Below are 17,136 nucleotides of genomic sequence, written 5' to 3'. Positions count from 1 at the left end.
TGTGCGGCTGTGTGAGGAGCCAGCGGTGATCACCCCTACTACCAACGGAGTTCTGGACTACATCAACGCCGAGGAAGTCGAATACGTCGACATCCGCTTCTGCGATGTCCCCGGCGTTCAGCAGCACTTCTCGATTCCCGCCAAGATGTTCGGCGAAGACCTGGTCGAGAACGGCATCGCGTTCGACGGCTCGTCCGTGCGCGGCTTCCAAGCCATTCATGAATCCGACATGCTGCTGCTGCCGGACCTGAACACCGCGCAACTGGATTCGTTCCGCGCCGCCAAGACGCTCAATATCAACTGCTTCGTGGCCGATCCGCACACCCGCGTGGCCTACAGCCGCGACCCCCGCAATGTGGCCCGCAAGGCCGAAGAGTATCTCCGCTCCACCGGCATCGCCGACACCGCCTACTTCGGCCCCGAGGCCGAGTTCTACATCTTCGACAGCGTCCGCTACGACACCGCCATGAACGGCGCCTTCTACGAGGTCGACTCCTCCTCCGCGGACTGGAACACCGGCGCCAGAACCAATGCCGACGGCACCCCCAACCGCGGCTACAAGGTCCGTCCCAAAGGCGGCTACTTCCCCGTGGCCCCCTACGACCACGACGTCGACCTCCGCGATCAGATGTGCACCAATCTCCAGCGCGCCGGCTTCGAACTCGAAAAGGGCCACCACGAAGTGGGCACGGCGGGCCAAGCCGAAATCAACTACCGCTACAACACCCTCCTGGCCGCCGCCGACGACCTCCAGCTCTACAAATACATCATCAAGAACACCGCCTGGGCAGCCGGCAAAACCGTCACCTTCATGCCCAAACCCCTCTTCGGCGACAACGGCTCCGGCATGCACGTCCACCAATCCCTCTGGAAGGACGGCTCCCCGCTGTTCTACGACGAAGCCGGTTACGCGGGTTTGTCCGACCTGGCCCGCCACTACATAGGCGGCCTCCTCCACCACGCCCCCTCCCTCCTCGCCTTCACCAACCCCACGGTGAACTCCTACAAACGCCTGGTCCCCGGCTTCGAAGCCCCCGTGAATCTCGTGTATTCCCAGCGCAATCGCTCGGCAGCCGTACGCATTCCGGTCACCGGCACCAGCGCGAGCGCGAAGCGCCTCGAATTCCGCTGCCCGGATTCCTCCGGCAACCCGTACCTGTCCTTCGCGGCCATGATGATGGCCGGTCTGGACGGCATCACCAACAAAATCGAACCCGCCCTCCCCATAGACAAAGACCTCTACGAACTGACCCCCGAAGAATCCGCCGAAGTAATCCAAACCCCACCCAGCCTCGACGCCGTGATCGACCGCCTCGAATCCGACCACGAATACCTCACGGCCGGAGGCGTCTTCACCGAAGATCTCATCGAAACCTGGATCCGCCTCAAGCGCTACACCGAAATAGCCGAAATCAACGTCCGCCCCCACCCCTACGAATTCGACCTCTACTTCGACGTGTGAGGGTCCCCGCGGGTCTACACCTGGCGCGGCCTCAGAAGATCGCGACCGGGGCTACGGGGGATCCGATGGCGCCGACGAAGGGTTCGGGCATGGCGGAGAGGAGGAATTCGTAGCGGGATTGCTCGGCGCAGGCGGTGGCGAGGGGTTCGAGGTTCCAGTTCTGACCTTGGAGCATGCCCATTTCGACGAGGTGGAGGGCGTGGACGGCGAGCCAGACATTGGGGATTTCGGGCGGGAAGATCTCGAAGGTGAGGGTGTCGGTGGCTACGGCGGCGGTGTCGCGGGCGTGGAACCATTCGGGGGTGCGGACGGACAGGCCGGGGGAGGGCATGGCGTAGGCGGTGCGGTCGCCGGACAGGTACAGCTGCATATGGCCGGTGCGGATGAGGACGATATCGCCGGCGCGGACTCGGGTGCCCGCTAGTTCCTCGGCGGCTTCCAGGTCTTCGGGGACGACCGCATGATCGACGGGGAGGCGGTCGACGCCGCGGGCGCGGGCCACATCGAGCAGGACGCCGCGGGAGACGAGGTGCGGGATGGCGGAGATGGCGCTGAAGGCCGCGCCGCCGTGCGCGGTAATGCTGTCGGCGGGGCGGCCGTTGTAGATGTGGCCGGAATGCGAGACGTGCGGCAGGGCATCCCAGTGCGTGGCGGCCTGCAGGGCCATGGTCACCACGTCATCGCTGGTGGCGACCGTGTCCGGGCCGAACAGCTGCCAATTGATCGCGACCATGCTGTGCAGCGGATTCACGCGGCCCGGGATCAGCCCCGTCTGCACACCCTGCTGAGTCAGCGGCAAGGCCAGCGAAACCCGGCGTCCGGTGCGCACGGTGGCCGCCGCGGCGCGCACCACCTCGTCGGTGATCAGGTTCAATGTCCCGAGCTCGTCCTCGGAACCCCAACGCCCCCAGTTGTTCACACGCTTCGCGATCGCCAGGAATTCCGCGGGAAAACTCATGGCTTCTCTTTACCCGACGCGTAATCGACTCGCAGCGCGACAACGAAGAAGCTTGACGCATGACGGATTACACGAACATCGCACAGCGCTACATCGACAGCTGGAACGAGCAGGACGCGGACAAGCGCAAGGCCCTGATCGACGAGTTGTACACCGCGGACGTGGCATTCACCGATCCGCTGGTGCAGATCCGCGGCACCGAGGCCGTGGACGCCATGGTGGCCGGCGCCCAGCAGCAGTTCGCGGGTCTGGAATTCGGCCTCGGACCGGTGGACGGCCATCACGACACCGCGCGCTTCACTTGGTATCTCGGCGCCCCCGGCGCACCCGAACCCCTGGTGATCGGATTCGACGTGATCACCCTCACCGGCGGCCGGATCGCCCAGGTGCTCGGCTTCCTCGACAAGGTGCCCGCCTGACCGAGCCGCGACAGTGGCGCCGGCACGATCCGTGCCGGCGCCATTTCGCGTTCGCGCCGGACGGAATTCACCCGCCGCGCCAGGCGTTGGCGCATACGCGCAATCCACCACACGGAGGCCGGTGACGGATGCGCCCGCGCGCGTGTGGTGGAATCCTGTTGCGGGGAGAGACTATTGAGTAGCGAGAGGATGAGTGGACGACGGTGGCTCGGTTCGGGGGGTCGAACGGTCATGCCGCGCCGCGCCAAACTATGACGTTGCCCTCACTACCCGCGCGTGAAACCCGGTGCGCCATACGATCCGGGCCTGAAATCTGCGGGAAGGCGAAGTAGCCATGGACCGAAACGCGTTCGTCGAAGTGATGAACGAGGCGAGCGGGATGCTGGAAGCGGGACTCGCCACCGAGGCGCTGGCCCGGCTCACGGCCTTCGACAATGCGCTGCTCACACCGCCGGATCCCAAGGACTACGGCTGGATCATCTCCTACCGCTTCCGATCCGCCTTCGCGGCAGGAGATTACGAACAGGCCCTGCACCTGGCCGAACACGGTCCGGCCCGCTACCCCGCAGACATCCCGCCCGGCACCCTCGCCACCATGTACTCCATGGCCGTCGAGGCCGCCACCCAGCTCGGCCGCGCCGAGACCGCCGTCATCATGGCCGACCGCTGCATCGAATTGCGCCGCAGCCACGGCGAACCCGGTGAAGTGCTGATGGCCGCCATGACCGCCTGCACCCTGCTCGGCGATATCGAACGGCACGATCTGGCGAGCCGGTACGCGGAACTGCTGGTGGCCGAGGGAGCGGGATTCGACGAGTACCGCTCCTACGGTTACTACGCCGTCTGCGCGGCCATTGAACACGGCGTCGGCGGACACCTCATCGACACCCTGCGTGCCGGCCGCGAATGGCTCAGCCGCCAGGAGAACGAATTCGCCCGCGAGGCATTCGATTACCTGCAGAAATCACCGGCGATAGACGACCCGCTCGCAGGCCCCGGTCCGTTCGGAGGGCCCGGGCAGCTCGGCGGGCCAGGCCCGCTCGGAGGGCCCGGGCCGCTGGAAGGGGTGGACCCCCTCCCGGGATCGGGACCACTGGCAGGACCGGGTTCGCTCGCAGGCGTAGGTCCGGTCGGCGGGTCGGGTCCGCTGGCGGGCGCAGGTCCCGTCGGTGGACCGGGGCCGCTGGCGGGAACTGGTCCGGCGGGAGGGCCGGAGTCGCTGGCCGGAACAGGTCCGGTCGGAGGGCCGGGGCCGCTGCCGGGCCGGGGTCCGCTCGCAGGTCAAGGCCCGGCCGGGGGACCGGGGCCGCTACCGGGTCGTGATCCGCTCTCGGCGCCCGCCCCGTTCGGCGGACCGACCCCGCACCCGACGCCCGATCCGCTGCTCTCGCCCGGACCGCCGCCGGCGCAGGGGCTGCTATCCGCGCCGGAACCGCTACCCGGCCTGGGCCCGCTCGCGGACCTCGGCACCGGGGCATCCGGCGGCGCCGCGACCCAGTACCTGCCGATCCCCGGCGCCGCACCGCACGCCGGCCCGAAGCAGCCCCCCACGGAACAGTGCGCGGGCGGTGAAGCCGCGGACGCCCTGCTGGAAGCTCAGCGCCCCGCCCTGGCCGCTTCCGCCTACCGCGCCCTCATTGCCTCCGCCATGGAAACCGGCAAGCCCGACCCGCTGATCATGGGTAAATCCGTTCTCGGCCTGCTCATGTCGCTCATCTTCGACAACCGCGTCGGTGAGGCGCACGCCGTCTGGGTCGACGAGCAGGCCCCCACCTACCTGGGCGTCTGGTCCCTGGAGAACGGTCAGACCTCCGTGCACGACGGCATCGCCTACAACCTGGTCGCCGCCTTCCTGCACTCGCTGTCCACCGGTGACCGCAATGCCAGCAATCACGCCGTCGACACCCTCATGGGCCGCAGCGTCGACTGGGCCTTCGCCAATAATCCCCAGGTCGTCCCCGCCATGCTCAATACCTGGCGCCGCCACCTGCACGAAATCCACGAGGGCGAACCGGCTCCCGAATACCGCTGGCAGCTCGGCCAGGCCGAAGAGCGCTGGGGCGCACCCCTCCCCGAATCCGGCCTCTACTGGATGCGCCCGTACCGCTGGGTCGTCGACTGGGTCTGATCGCTAGGCTTCGGGTTATGGCAACGGAGATCTGGCATAACCCGAAGTGCTCCAAGAGTCGCAATGCCAAGGCGGTCCTCGACGAGTCCGGCACCGACTACACCGAACGCCGCTACCTCGACAACCCGCCCACCGCCGCCGAAATCCGCGACGTACTGGCCAAACTCGCCCTGGAGCCGTGGGACATCACCCGCACGGCCGAACCCGAGGCCAAAGAGCTGGGCATCGCCAAGTGGGCCAAGACCCCCGCCGACCGCGACCGCTGGATCGACGCCCTGGCTGCCCACCCGCGCCTGATCCAGCGCCCCATCGTCATCACCGCCGACGGTCGAGCCATAGTGGCACGCGACGACGAATCTCTCGACGCTCTGCGCTGATCCGAGTTCGCGCCACGCTCACCGATTCAACCGCATATCCCCGAGACCTGGGATGTGCGCTCACGCAATGCGGAAGACCGGGAATCCCGGTGCGATCTCGGCCAATTCGGCGTCGCTCGCATTCTTGGTGACGCCCTCGAAGAACCTGCCGACCTCCCACCCCCAGCGCTCCAGGTAGGCGCGCAGCACCGGGATCTTGTCCGCATCCGACACCTCGGCCGCGGTGAAGGATTCGACCTTCCGCCCCAGCCGCAGCTCGCCCGACTCGGCCACCCGCAGATTCCGCACCCACTGCGTATGCCCGCGCGGCGCGACCAGATACCGCGCCCCGTCCTCGGTGGTGAGCACATTGACCATGGTGGTCCGCCATTCCCCGCTCTTGCGCCCGCGCACCGCCAGCAGCCGGGACCCGGCCACGCTGATTCCCAGTTTCGGCAGCAGATTGAAGATGCGGTTCATGACCGGGTCCAGACCGGAGGGGCCGATGTAGCGGTTGGCGGCGGAGTTGGCGTTCATGGTGGCGTCCTTTGCAAGCTCTTCGAGAGCGGTGCTCTCTGATGTGATCAGTGTGCATGGTTTCTCTGCTCGCTGTCAAGAGCGGTGCTCTCGAAAAGTTTCACCGCTCCAAACCGTGGCATACTGTCTCCATGAACACCCCTCGCACCGCCCGCGAACGAGCCCGAGCGGAGATCACCCGCGAAATCGCCGATGCGGCCCGCCGTCAGCTCGCGGACTCGGGCGCGCCCGCGCTCTCCCTCCGTGCCATCGCCCGCGAACTGGGCATGGTCTCGTCCGCGCTGTACCGCTATTTCCCCAGCCGCGACGACCTGCTCACGGCACTGATCATCGAGGCGTACAACGCCATCGGCGACGAGGTCACCGTCGCTGTCGGCACCGCGGACACCCCGCGCGGGCAATGGCGCGCCGCCGCCGCGGCGGTGCGGCACTGGGCGATCGTGCACCCCCACGAATACGCATTGCTCTACGGTTCACCGGTCCCCGGCTATCAAGCTCCCCAGACGACCATCGAACCAGCGTCCCGCGTCCCCCTCGGTCTGCTCGGCATTGTGCACCGCGCCTGGGAGAGCGGCGCTCTCATCGAAGCGCAGGATTCCGTGCACCCCGACCTGGCGGCCCAATCCGCCGATATCGCACGGCAATTCGCCCCCGGCCTGCCCGAGGCCGTGCTGGTCCGCATGGTCGTCGCCTGGACTCAGCTCTTCGGTGCAGTGAGCTTCGAGGTCTTCGGTCAGCTCAACGGCACCATGGATCCGGCCGGCCCCTTCTTCGACTTCGCCGTCGACGCCATGGCCGACCTCATGGGGCTGCCGGCCTGACCTCTTCGGCCAGACCGAGAAACATCGACACGACCGGATTCTCCTCACCGCTGCGGAATACGAGATGCCGGTTCGACCGCGTGCCCTCGATGGGCCGCGGCGTGACCCCGACGCGGCGCAGCACCCGCAGGGAGTCGGCCAGCACCGCCGCCCCGAATCCGGCGGCCACCAGCGCGAGAACCGTTTGCACACTGCGGCCCTCGGCGGCGATCCGCGGCACCGCACCGGCCTCGTGATACAACGCGATGATCTCGTCGTACAACGGCGGCGAGATCTCGCGCGGCCACAGCACCAGCGGCGTCTCGCCGAGGCGGTGGCGGGGGACCGGCGGCAGGGGCCGGCGCGGGCCTTGCGCCAGCGGATGTTCCTGCGGCAGAAACAATGTCAGCGGCTCGGAGTACCACTGCCGCACCGTGAGCCGGTGGTCGAGCCGCGGCAGGCGCTGCACGGCGATATCGAATCTGCCCTCCAGCACGCCCTGTGCACACCCATGCCGCCGCGGGCGCGGTCTACGTCCACGGCCGGTTCGTCTACCGCTTCCACCCCTCGCAGCAGATCCTGGACGACGAGTTCATCATGCGATTCACCGTGGCCGACGGCCTGGTCACCTCGTACCGCATCTTCGAGGATTCGCTGATTCTCCCCCGCGTCTACACCGGAGACCCGGCCCTGGGCCTCGCCGCCTGACCAGTGCGGCTCACACCGGAAACGGCGGCGTCCCGACCCCGATGATCCGCAGATTCCCCCAGGGGTCGCGCTCCTGCAATGCCCCCGGGGCCGGAGCGCCGCCGGGGAGGGTGAGGAAGACCTGCCCGCGACCCGGACCGGGCAGGTCCACACCGTCGGCCGCGGCCACCCGGCCGTACCAATGGAATTTGCCGTCGATGGGGTCGAGGTGACCGTTCAAGGTGACGGTCACCGGCACCTCCGCACCGGGGGCGTCCAGCACCGCAGGACCCGAATACTCGTGCGCCGGTTCGGGTTCGGGGAAGTCGATCCATTCGTCATAGCCCCGGCGGCGCCGCCCCCGCTGCCACCTCACAGCAGCCCCCGGCGCTTCCAGATGCGCTTCCCGATCGGCCCGATGAGGCCCTGCTTGTCCAGGAACGCACCGAGATTCGCGGCCCCGACCCCGAGGGCGCGTTTGGCGTGCGGATTCTCGTGCGCCATCCGGCGGGCGGCCCGCCCGTCGGCGATTCCGGCGCGCGCGTACATGTGCCAATTGGTGAGCAGATGTACGAACAGGGGGGCGGCCACCGCGACACACAGCCGCGTATAGGCGATTTCGGTCCTCGACATGGTCGGCACCCGGCGCGCCAGCGCATCTCGCGCGAAGCCGATGTGCCGCGCCTCCTCGGTGACGTGAACCCGCATGGTGCGCGCCACCAGCGGCTGCAGTTCCGGATCGTCGAGGGTGCGCCGCTGGAGGGCGTCGAAGATCTCCTCGCCGACCAGTGCGCCCACCCACACCATGGAGCCGCGCAGGAACAGCTGCAGTGCGCTGATCGTCAGGCGCTCATAGCGATTCGGCCAGTACGGCTTGGCCTCGATGCGGTCGATGAGCTTGCCGAACATCATCATGTGCCGGCATTCGTCGCCCATCTCGGTGAGCGTGTAGTGCGAGTATCCGGAGCGCGGATCATTGGCCATGAGCTCGCGCAGCAGCAGCCGGTTGAGCAGGTTCTCGAACCAGATGCCCACCGACAGCACATTCGCCAGCTCCTGCCGGGACAGCTCGCGTCGTTGCTCGTGCGTCATGGACTCCCACAGCGGGGTCCCGTACAGCGAGACCACCTCCGGCGGCAGGAAGAATTTATCCGGATCCAGCGGCGCGTCCCAGTCCAGATCGACCACCGGGTCGTAGGACTTCTTCACCGATCCGATCAGCAAACGCTGCGCGAAGAGTTCCGATGCGGCCCGTTCGCCCATGACAACGCCCTTGTCGGCCATGGCAGCTCCTGACTCAAATTACTGATACAAGCTGTTACACTCAGATTAGTGGTACATGATGTATCGGTCAATGGGCGGGTGAGTATCGTGAGGCGAATGACCGCATCCAGCGCACGCAAGCCGACCGCGACGGCCGACGGTCGCAGCACCCGCTGGAACGGCCACAAGGCCCGCCGTCGCACCGAAATGCTCGACGCCGCCCTGGCCGTCATCGAGGAGAACGGCACCGAGATCTCGGTGCAGCAGATCGCCGACCGCCTGCGGGTCCCGCGCCCGGTGGTCTACCGCCACTTCGACGGCCGCGCGGATCTGGATCAGGCCATCCGCCGCCACATCCTGGATTCCCTGCTGGCCGAACTGCTTCCGGCCCTGCGCCCGGACGGCACCGTCCGCGATGCGGTGCGCGGCGCCGTCGGCACCTATGTCGGCTGGGTGGAACGCCACCCCAACCTGCACCGCTTCCTGGCCGCCGGGGAACCGCAGGGCGAGTCCGCCGCGGTGCTGGCCGGGGCTCGCGATCGCATCGGCGGTCAGCTCGCCGACCTGTTCGCCGACACCCTGGCCCGCTTCGGCCTGGACCGGAATCGCGCCCGCCCCATGGCCTTCGGCATGGTCGGCTTCGTCGACGGCGTGGTCAACAACTGGCGCGCCGAATCCGCGCTCACCAGTGAGCAAGTCGAAGGCATTCTCACCGAATCCGTGCTGGCCCTGTTGGAGGGCAATGCGCGCAGCCTGGACGTGCCCCTGGATCGCGACACCGTCGTCTCCGAGCTGCTCTCGCGCACGGAGGCGCTCCGTTCATAATTTTGCCGTGTGGGAAAACTTGCCGCCACGGCAAGTTTCTGTACCCTGGGTCGCATGGGTGAAATCGGTCTGCGCGAGCGCAAGAAGCGGGAAACCCGGCTCGCACTGAGCCTCGCGACCATCCGGCTCAGCGTCGAACGCGGCTGGGACAACGTGACGGTGGAGGACATCGCCGCCGCGGCCAATGTCTCGGTGCGAACCTTCCGCAACTACTTCTCCAGCAAGGCCGAAGCCGTCGCCTCGCGCCATCTCGAGCGCATGGAGCAGATGGCGGAGGAACTGCTGGCGCGGCCGGAATCCGAGCCGCTGTGGGAGGCGGTGATCGCCGCGGTCCTGGACCGGTTCGCACTTGGGCAGCAGGGCGAGGACCGCGCCGAAGGCCGCGAGTGGGCCGACGGGATCCAGCTCATGCTCGGCCAACCCGCCGTGCAATCCGCCGTGCTGGAAGCGAACGCGGTCGCCGAGCGCACCCTGGCCGCGGCGGTGGCCGCGCGCACCGGCACCGACGCCGAGCACGATCTGTACCCGAACCTCGCGGCCGCGGCCATCGGCGCGGCCTGCTCCGCCGCCATCGACCACAGCCTGCGCGCGCACCCGCCGCAGCCGGTGCTGCCGCTGCTGCGCACAGCCCTCGAACAACTCGCCGCGGGCTTGCCCGCGCCGAAAATCCCTGTCCGTCAGGAGAAGTCATGACTGTCGATGTGATCATCGCCGGTGCGGGCCCGGTCGGCCTGATGCTGGCCGGTGAACTGCGCCTCGCGGGAGCGGGCGCCCTGGTCCTGGACCGGCTGCCCGAACCCAGCGGCGAGGCCAAGGCCAATGGGCTGGTCGGCCAGGTGGTGCCGATCATGGATCGCCGCGGCCTCTACGAACGCCTGGGCGGCCCGCCCGGCCCGCCGCAGCCCAACTCCGCCTACTTCATGTTCGCCGCGCTCCCACTGGATTTGAGCCTGCTCGAGCACAGTCCCATCCACACCCTGGCGGTACCGCAGCCTCGCCTGGTGGAGGTGCTGCGCGATCGCGCCCTGGAGCTGGGCGCCGAGATTCGCTGGGGCACCGAACTGCTCGGCTTCGAGCAGGACGAAGACGGTGTGACCGTGGAGGTTTCCGGCGCCGGGGGAGTGCACCGGCTGCGCGCTCGGTATCTGGTCGGCGCGGAGGGCGCGCACAGCGTGACCCGCAAGATGTCCGGAACCGACTTCCCGGGAATGCATTACGACCGCACCCTCACTCGCATCGCGAACGCGGGCGTGCCATCCGAATGGGTGGAGGCCGCGACCGGAATGCTGCACGTCCCCGGCTTCGGCGATATCCGCCCGTTCCTGCCGCTGCGCACCGAGCGCGGCGGATTCGCCTGGGCGCCCTTCCCCGGCCGTGCGCCACTGCTCAGCACCATCGAATGGGATCAACCCGAACCGGCCGAGCCGATGAGCCTCGACGAGATGGCGGCGAGCATCGCCCGGGTCCTCGACGTCCCCGTACCCCTCGCCCCGCCCGCCGGTGACGGCCCGCATGCCTTGCGGCGCATGGCCGGCGGCCACACTCGCGTGGCGGAGCGATTCCGCGACGGGCGGATCTTCCTCGCCGGCGACGCCGCCCACGTCTTCGCCACCGGTGGCGGCCCGGGACTCAATCTGGGCCTGCAGGACGCCATCAACCTCGGCTGGAAACTCGCCGCCGAGATCAAGGGCGAAGCCCCCGCCGGTCTCCTCGACACCTACGACACCGAACGCGGTCTCGCGGCCCGCCGCACCCTGCTGTCGGCACAGGCCCAGGCGGCCCTCCAGGCCCCGGGCTCGGATATCACCGCCCTGCGGGAGATCCTTGCCGGATTGCTCGCCGACGAACCGGCGGTCCAGCGCATCGCCGACCTGCTCGCGGGCTCCGACATCCGCTACGACATGGGCGAGCCGGACGCGCACCCACTCGTCGGCAGGATGGCCCCCGACTTCGAGCTCCAGCTCGGCGGTGACACCGTCCGTCTCGCCGAATTGGCCAGAACCGCACGGCCTTTGCTCGTGGATCTGACCGAAGACCACGCGGTGTCGGCGGCGGTGCCGGGCTGGGGCGACCGAGTGGACATCGTGGCAGGCCGTGCGGCGGAGCCGGTTCCGGGCGTCGGAGCGTTCCTGCTGCGGCCCGACACGTATGTGGCCTGGGCCTGCGCACCCCATCCGAGCACCGGCGAACTCGATTCGCTGCACGCCGCGCTGGGCCGCTGGTTCGGCGCCCCGGTGAGCGCGGCCGTCGGTGAGATGACCAGCGGCGGAGCATAATTCGCTTGCCTTCTGGCGCAACAGCTGGAAATGTCCGAGGATGAAGAGATTCGTCTCGGGGGAGGAATCGATGAAATCTCGGACTTGTACAGGCTTGGCGGCCGATGGGGGAATCACCGGCGCGGTGCCGCGGTCCCAGGCGCACACCGGATCAGCGGGCTGAGTCGGCCCGTGCGCTGATCGGCCCGTAGCGGGAGTCCGGGCCGATCAGCAGTCGTTTTCAGCCGCGCTCGGCAATGGCACGGTAGCTGGCGTTCCACAGCCATTCGACCGGGCCGCGCTCGAAGCGGCGCAGCCAGAAGTGGGCGAAGACCATCATGAGCGCCGAGACCAGCACGTACACCCCGACGGTGAACGGCACCCGCGCCTGGGTGGACACCAATCCGGTCAGGCCCAGACCCCAGCCGTAGCAGATCGCGCCCGCCACCAGGTTCTGCAGGATGTAGCAGCTCAGCGCCATCCGGCCGACCTCGGAGAACCGGCGTGCCACCAGGCCCGGAGCCGTGCGGCGGGTGTAGAACTCGGCGACCAGCGCCAGGATGCCCAGTGCGACGAACGGGGCGGTGCCGTAGCGGGTGAACAGGATCAGGTCGCCGCCGCCCGCGACGCCGATCGCCATGTCCAGCGGGGCGGCGATGCCGAGGCCGATGATCATGAGCCGCTTGCGGATTCGCGCACCCTCGGCCTCGAACACCCCGGCCCGGAACAGCCGCGCGCCGAGCAGGAACAGCGCGATGGACATCGGGAAGATGAACACCGCCTCCAGGCGGAACATGGCCGCGTGGTCCAGGCGGAACACCACCAGATCCCAGAACGAGCCGTCCGCATAGGGATTCGGGTCGAGCGCCTCGGGCTGCGGCCGCTCCGACGGCGACCGGGAATCGAAGGCCATGCCCACCGCGATGAGCGTGAGCACGGCGGTGTGGATGCTCGCCGCGACGATCAGCCAGCGCCGCTGCGCCTTCGGGCTCGTGGCCAGAACGAATGCCACCACCAGGCCGGTGAGGGCGTAACCCATCAGGACATCGAACTCGGCGACCAGCAGGAAGTTCAGGAAGCCGTCGAGGAACAGCAGCCCGGCCCGCCACGGGTACTTGCCGGGCCACGCCCGCCCGCCGCGCACCGCCGAGCGCTGCTGAATGGCCAGCCCGATGCCGAACATAATGGTGAGTAGCCCCAGGAACTTGCCCTGCGCCAGTTGCTGCAGCACCCGTTCGGCCCACAGCCACGCACCGGTCGGCTCGTTCTCCTGCGAGATGTAGCCGAGCAGTCCCTCATAGTTGGTGAAAATCCAGATGTTGGTGCCCAGCGTGCCCAGAATCGCGATGCCGCGCAGCACGTCCAGCGCGGGCAGCCGGCCGGAACGGGGCGCGGCGGGAACGGGATTCGGGTCGGCGGTGACTGTGCGGGCCGGGCGCGCATGCCGCGGCGAGGGTACCGGTTCGACCATGCGTGCCATTGTGACGTCGGGGCAGGTCAGCGCGGATCGCCCGGGAGAACGATCACGCCTACGCCGCACGAATGACCCGGCGTCCACGCCACGGATGACCCGCTCGCGCCCGATTCCCCGTGGAGTCGCCTAGGCTCGGACACATGCAGCGCATCATCGGAATCGAGGTCGAGTACGGCATTTCGACGCCTTCGGAGCCGTCGGCCAACCCGATTCTCACGTCCACCCAGGCGGTGCTCGCCTATGCCGCGGCCGAAGGCGTGCCGCGCGCCAAGCGCACCCGCTGGGACTATGAGGTGGAGTCCCCGCTGCGCGACGCGCGCGGTTTCGATCTGGGGCGGCTCAACGGGCCCGCCCCGGTCATCGATGCCGACGAGGTCGGCGCGGCGAACATGATCCTCACCAATGGGGCTCGCCTCTACGTCGACCACGCCCACCCGGAGTATTCCGCGCCCGAGGTCACCGACCCCCTGGATGCGGTCATCTGGGACAAAGCGGGCGAGCGCGTCATGGAGGCCGCCGCCCGCTACGCCTCCAGCGTGCCCGGCGCCCCGCGCATGCAGCTGTACAAGAACAACACCGATGGCAAGGGCGCCTCCTACGGCACCCATGAGAACTACCTCATGAGCCGCGAGACCCCGTTCAACCAGATCATCCTGGGCCTGACCCCGTTCTTCGTCTCCCGCCAGGTGGTGTGCGGCTCCGGCCGCGTGGGCCTGGGCCAGTCCGGTGATCAGCCCGGTTTCCAGCTGTCCCAGCGCGCCGACTACATCGAGGTCGAGGTCGGCCTGGAGACCACGCTCAAGCGCGGCATCATCAACACCCGCGACGAACCGCACGCCGACGCCGACAAGTACCGCCGCCTGCACGTCATCATCGGCGACGCCAACCTCTCGGAATGGTCGACCTACCTGAAGGTCGGCACCACCGCCCTGGTGCTGGACCTGATCGAGGCCGGCGAGGACCTCTCGGATCTGCAGCTGGCCCGCCCGGTGACCGCCGTGCACACCATCAGCCACGATCCCAGCCTGCGCGCCACCGTCGCCCTGGCCGACGGCCGCGAGCTGACCGGCCTTGCCCTGCAACGCATCTACCTCGACCGCGTCGAGAAGTTCATGGACCGCACCGGCGGCAACAACGACGCCCGGGTGCAGGACATCATCGAAAAGTGGGCGCACGTTCTGGATCTGCTCGAGCGCGATCCCATGGAGACCGCGGACCTGCTCGACTGGACCGCGAAACTCCGTCTGCTGGAAGGCATGCGCAACCGGGAGGGCCTGAACTGGGCCGCGCCCAAGCTGCACCTCATGGATCTGCAGTACAGCGACGTGCGCCTGGACAAGGGCCTCTACAACCGCCTGGTGGCCCGCGGGTCCATGCGGCGCTTGGTCAGCGAGCAGCAAGTGGTGGACGCAATGACCAACCCGCCCACCGATACTCGCGCCTACTTCCGTGGCGAATGTCTCCGCCGCTTCGGCGCGGACATCGCCGCCGCCAGCTGGGATTCGGTGATCTTCGACTTGGGCGGCGACTCCCTGGTCCGCATCCCGACCCTGGAGCCGCGCCGCGGCACCAAGCAGCATGTCGGCAAACTTCTGGACGGCGTGGATACCGCCGCTGACCTGGTGCAACAACTCACACGCTGAGCCGGTGGCCACCGGCCCGCCGCGGCGTGGTGCACGGTTCCGGAGTCGGGCCGCCGCCCTGTTTTCCGAGGTTCGGCGGCCCGCTCCAAGGTCATTCTCCGGGTATCCCGGAGAGTGCTCTCCCGGGAGCTTCCGGGAGGTAGCGGGCAGGGCACATTGCGGTTAATCCGGCATGTTGTCCCCGCCGCTGGGTAGTGTTGGGGGACGGGCATCGGACTTTCTCCGATGCTCGCCGATGATCACAGAGGAGGTCGGCTGCTATGGCACAAGAGCAGACCAAGCGCGCCGGTGGTGGCGACGAGGACGAGGGCCCCGTCGGTGACGGTGCTGCGGGGCAGGAGCGGCGCGAGAAACTGGCCGAGGAAACCGACGACCTGCTCGACGAGATCGACGACGTTCTGGAGGAGAACGCGGAGGACTTCGTGCGCGCATATGTTCAGAAGGGCGGCCAGTGACCCAAGGTGATCCCCTGCGGCTCCAAACGGGGTTCGCCCTCTCCTCCTTCTCCGAGTACCTGCGGATGTACGCTCCGGAACTGTTGCCCGCCAACGGTTTCCGGACCGACGGCGGCCACCCGGTGAGTGCCTCGCCGTCGGACATCGCCCCGCACGGCACCACCATCGTCGCGGTGTCCTACCGCGGCGGCGTGCTCATCGCGGGCGACCGCCGGGCAACCCAGGGCAATCTGCTGGCCAGCCGCGATATCGAGAAGGTGTACATCACCGACACCTTCTCCGCGGCCGGCATCGCGGGCACCGCGGGCATGGCGATCGAGATGATCCGCCTGTTCGCGGTGGAGCTGGAGTACTACGAGAAGATCGAGGGCGTTCCCCTCACCTTCGACGGCAAGGCCAACAAACTCTCCAAAATGGTGCGCGACCACCTGCCCGCGGCCCTGCAGGGCCTGGCGGTGGTGCCGCTGCTGGTCGGCTACGACCCGGACCAGCAGGACCCGGACAAGGCCGGCCGCATCATCTCCTACGACGTGGTCGGCGGTCGCAGCGAAGAGCGCTTCGGCTACACCGCGGTCGGATCCGGATCGCTGTTCGCCAAGTCTTCGCTGAAGAAGACCTACTCGCGCGGCATCGATCAGGACAAGGCATTGCGCATCGCCATCGAGTCGCTGTTCGACGCGGCCGACGACGACACCGCCACCGGTGGTCCCGACACCATGCGGAACATCTACCCGACGGCGATCGTCATCGACTCCGAGGGCGCGGAGGAGGTCTCCGACGAGCGTCTGAAGGAGATCACGCGGGCGATGGTGGACGAGCGTGCCGCGGCGGCCGCGGAAGGGATCGGTGAAGCATGACACTGCCGTACTACGCGTCGGCCGAACAGATCATGCGCGACAAGACCGAACTTGCGCGCAAGGGCATCGCACGGGGACGCAGTGTCATCGTTCTGGTGTACGACAAGGGTGTGGTGTTCGTGGCCGAGAACCCCTCGGCCACCCTCCACAAGGTGAGTGAGTTGTACGACCGCGTCGGTTTCGCCGCGGTCGGCAAGTACAACGAGTTCGAGAGCCTGCGCCGCGGCGGCATCCTGCAGGCGGATCTGCGGGGCTACCAGTTCGACCGGCGGGATGTGACCGGCCGGTTCCTGGCCAACCTGTACGCGCAGAGCCTCGGTTCCATCTTCACCGACCAGCTCAAGCCGTTCGAGGTGGAGATCTGCGTCGCCGAGGTGGGCTATCCGGAGCAGGCGTCGAACTCGGTGCTGTACCGGATCAATTTCGACGGATCCATTGTCGACGAGCGCGAATTCGTGGTGATGGGCGGCAACACCGACCCCATCGTCACCGCGCTCAAGGGCGCCTACAAGCCGGGCATGGACCTGCATTCCGCCATCACGGTGGCGGTCGGGGCCCTGCAGAAGGCCACCCCGGAGGGCGGCAGCGACAAGGACAAGCGCACCATCGGCGTCTCCTCCCTCGAGGTGGCGACGCTGGAGCAGGCCCGCCCGCGTCGCGCCTTCCGCCGCATCAGCGGTTCGGCCCTGCAACAACTGATCACCGGTAAACCCTCCACCGCCAAAGCCGCGGCGGAAGAGGACAAGCCGGGCGCGGGAGATCCGTCCTAGCGCTGGGAAATTCGCAAAATGCCGGGCCGCGAGCCAAATGGTTCGCGGCCCGGCATTTCTCTGTCCGCGCGCATGTTTTCGCATTGCACTCGGCGGGGGCGAGTGTTTGCACTCGGACGAGCAGAGTGCAAAGGGGGCTTGGTTTTTGGCAGGTGACAGGGCCTGCGACGTTGGATCTCGTGCTAAATCGTTGTGAATACGTTTGCATCGCCTGTCCGACACCGCCCTTATGCGGCTTCCGACCGCT

At 68.0% G+C, this 17,136-nt stretch carries 19 protein-coding genes; 13 read left to right on the top strand and 6 right to left on the bottom strand.

Going from position 1 to position 17,136, the window contains the following annotated elements; genetic code table 11:
• Nucleotides 1–25 precede the first annotated feature (25 nt).
• Nucleotides 26–1,462 carry a type I glutamate--ammonia ligase gene (gene glnA, locus ACYQ5L_RS22065; protein WP_459959784.1) on the top strand — a complete coding sequence of 479 codons (1,437 nt, stop codon included), beginning with the start codon at nucleotides 26–28 and terminating at the stop codon, nucleotides 1,460–1,462.
• A 31-nt stretch (nucleotides 1,463–1,493) separates the two neighbouring features.
• On the opposite strand, the gene ACYQ5L_RS22060 is transcribed toward glnA, so the two are convergent.
• Nucleotides 1,494–2,420, bottom strand: coding sequence for a cyclase family protein (locus ACYQ5L_RS22060; protein WP_459959782.1), 927 nt, complete (start codon nucleotides 2,418–2,420; stop codon nucleotides 1,494–1,496).
• 59 nt (nucleotides 2,421–2,479) lie between these two features.
• On the opposite strand from ACYQ5L_RS22060, the gene ACYQ5L_RS22055 reads away from it, so the two are divergent.
• The 3 genes from ACYQ5L_RS22055 to ACYQ5L_RS22045 all read left to right on the top strand — a co-directional run bounded on the left by ACYQ5L_RS22055 (nucleotide 2,480) and on the right by ACYQ5L_RS22045 (nucleotide 5,344).
• Complete coding sequence (locus ACYQ5L_RS22055; RefSeq protein ID WP_459959780.1) at nucleotides 2,480–2,839, top strand: nuclear transport factor 2 family protein; 360 nt, start codon at nucleotides 2,480–2,482, stop codon at nucleotides 2,837–2,839.
• A 334-nt stretch (nucleotides 2,840–3,173) separates the two neighbouring features.
• Complete coding sequence (locus ACYQ5L_RS22050) at nucleotides 3,174–4,967, top strand: hypothetical protein (RefSeq protein WP_459959779.1); 1,794 nt, start codon at nucleotides 3,174–3,176, stop codon at nucleotides 4,965–4,967.
• A 17-nt stretch (nucleotides 4,968–4,984) separates the two neighbouring features.
• The gene (locus tag ACYQ5L_RS22045) at nucleotides 4,985–5,344 is read left to right on the top strand and encodes an arsenate reductase family protein (protein ID WP_459959777.1); all 360 of its coding nucleotides are present in this window, start codon (nucleotides 4,985–4,987) and stop codon (nucleotides 5,342–5,344) included.
• 60 nt (nucleotides 5,345–5,404) lie between these two features.
• Here the strand turns inward: ACYQ5L_RS22045 and ACYQ5L_RS22040 are convergent, their stop codons facing one another.
• Nucleotides 5,405–5,860, bottom strand: a complete 456-nt coding sequence (locus ACYQ5L_RS22040; protein WP_459959775.1) for a nitroreductase family deazaflavin-dependent oxidoreductase — start codon at nucleotides 5,858–5,860, stop codon at nucleotides 5,405–5,407.
• 131 nt (nucleotides 5,861–5,991) lie between these two features.
• On the opposite strand from ACYQ5L_RS22040, the gene ACYQ5L_RS22035 reads away from it, so the two are divergent.
• On the top strand, nucleotides 5,992–6,681 hold the full coding sequence (locus tag ACYQ5L_RS22035; RefSeq protein ID WP_459959773.1) for a TetR/AcrR family transcriptional regulator: 690 nt from the start codon (nucleotides 5,992–5,994) through the stop codon (nucleotides 6,679–6,681).
• Here the strand turns inward: ACYQ5L_RS22035 and ACYQ5L_RS22030 are convergent.
• The gene (locus ACYQ5L_RS22030; RefSeq protein WP_459959771.1) at nucleotides 6,662–7,156 is read right to left on the bottom strand and encodes a LysR family substrate-binding domain-containing protein; all 495 of its coding nucleotides are present in this window, start codon (nucleotides 7,154–7,156) and stop codon (nucleotides 6,662–6,664) included. The two genes, ACYQ5L_RS22035 and ACYQ5L_RS22030, sit on opposite strands and share 20 nt — an antisense overlap.
• A gap of 5 nt (nucleotides 7,157–7,161) precedes the next feature.
• On the opposite strand from ACYQ5L_RS22030, the gene ACYQ5L_RS22025 reads away from it, so the two are divergent.
• Nucleotides 7,162–7,368 carry a nuclear transport factor 2-like protein gene (locus tag ACYQ5L_RS22025; protein ID WP_459959769.1) on the top strand — a complete coding sequence of 69 codons (207 nt, stop codon included), beginning with the start codon at nucleotides 7,162–7,164 and terminating at the stop codon, nucleotides 7,366–7,368.
• Nucleotides 7,369–7,378: 10 nt separating this feature from the next.
• Here ACYQ5L_RS22025 and ACYQ5L_RS22020 read toward each other — a convergent pair whose 3' ends face one another.
• Nucleotides 7,379–7,723 carry a DUF4873 domain-containing protein gene (locus ACYQ5L_RS22020; RefSeq protein ID WP_459959767.1) on the bottom strand — a complete coding sequence of 115 codons (345 nt, stop codon included), beginning with the start codon at nucleotides 7,721–7,723 and terminating at the stop codon, nucleotides 7,379–7,381.
• On the bottom strand, nucleotides 7,720–8,631 hold the full coding sequence (locus tag ACYQ5L_RS22015; RefSeq protein ID WP_459959765.1) for an AurF N-oxygenase family protein: 912 nt from the start codon (nucleotides 8,629–8,631) through the stop codon (nucleotides 7,720–7,722). Before ACYQ5L_RS22015 ends, ACYQ5L_RS22020 begins: the two co-directional genes overlap by 4 nt.
• A 96-nt stretch (nucleotides 8,632–8,727) precedes the next feature.
• On the opposite strand from ACYQ5L_RS22015, the gene ACYQ5L_RS22010 reads away from it, so the two are divergent.
• From ACYQ5L_RS22010 to ACYQ5L_RS22000, 3 genes are read left to right on the top strand one after another with little or no spacing between them, the layout of a single operon-like run.
• Nucleotides 8,728–9,435, top strand: coding sequence for a TetR/AcrR family transcriptional regulator (locus ACYQ5L_RS22010; protein WP_459959764.1), 708 nt, complete (start codon nucleotides 8,728–8,730; stop codon nucleotides 9,433–9,435).
• Between the two features lie 54 nt (nucleotides 9,436–9,489).
• Nucleotides 9,490–10,128 (top strand): TetR/AcrR family transcriptional regulator, encoded by a 639-nt coding sequence (locus tag ACYQ5L_RS22005; protein WP_459959762.1) that lies wholly within the window; start codon nucleotides 9,490–9,492, stop codon nucleotides 10,126–10,128.
• Nucleotides 10,125–11,711, top strand: a complete 1,587-nt coding sequence (locus ACYQ5L_RS22000) for an FAD-dependent monooxygenase (RefSeq protein WP_459959760.1) — start codon at nucleotides 10,125–10,127, stop codon at nucleotides 11,709–11,711. Before ACYQ5L_RS22005 ends, ACYQ5L_RS22000 begins: the two co-directional genes overlap by 4 nt.
• A 220-nt stretch (nucleotides 11,712–11,931) precedes the next feature.
• On the opposite strand, the gene ACYQ5L_RS21995 is transcribed toward ACYQ5L_RS22000, so the two are convergent.
• Complete coding sequence (locus ACYQ5L_RS21995) at nucleotides 11,932–13,161, bottom strand: DUF418 domain-containing protein (RefSeq protein ID WP_459959758.1); 1,230 nt, start codon at nucleotides 13,159–13,161, stop codon at nucleotides 11,932–11,934.
• A 143-nt stretch (nucleotides 13,162–13,304) separates the two neighbouring features.
• Between ACYQ5L_RS21995 and dop the strand changes: the two genes are divergently transcribed.
• The 4 genes from dop (at nucleotide 13,305) to prcA (ending at nucleotide 16,889) form a co-directional block, all read left to right on the top strand.
• Complete coding sequence (dop, locus tag ACYQ5L_RS21990; protein ID WP_459959756.1) at nucleotides 13,305–14,807, top strand: depupylase/deamidase Dop; 1,503 nt, start codon at nucleotides 13,305–13,307, stop codon at nucleotides 14,805–14,807.
• Between the two features lie 260 nt (nucleotides 14,808–15,067).
• On the top strand, nucleotides 15,068–15,262 hold the full coding sequence (locus tag ACYQ5L_RS21985; protein ID WP_067536347.1) for a ubiquitin-like protein Pup: 195 nt from the start codon (nucleotides 15,068–15,070) through the stop codon (nucleotides 15,260–15,262).
• Complete coding sequence (prcB, locus tag ACYQ5L_RS21980; RefSeq protein ID WP_459959753.1) at nucleotides 15,259–16,119, top strand: proteasome subunit beta; 861 nt, start codon at nucleotides 15,259–15,261, stop codon at nucleotides 16,117–16,119. Before ACYQ5L_RS21985 ends, prcB begins: the two co-directional genes overlap by 4 nt.
• Nucleotides 16,116–16,889 carry a proteasome subunit alpha gene (prcA, locus tag ACYQ5L_RS21975; protein ID WP_459959751.1) on the top strand — a complete coding sequence of 258 codons (774 nt, stop codon included), beginning with the start codon at nucleotides 16,116–16,118 and terminating at the stop codon, nucleotides 16,887–16,889. The genes prcB and prcA overlap by 4 nt, the downstream gene beginning before the upstream one ends.
• The last annotated feature ends 247 nt before the right edge of the window (nucleotides 16,890–17,136 follow it).

Source organism: Nocardia sp. IFM 10818 (assembly GCF_054655275.1).
The sequence above is the reverse complement of the archived record's forward strand: the minus strand, read 5'-3'. Positions and strand labels throughout refer to the sequence as shown.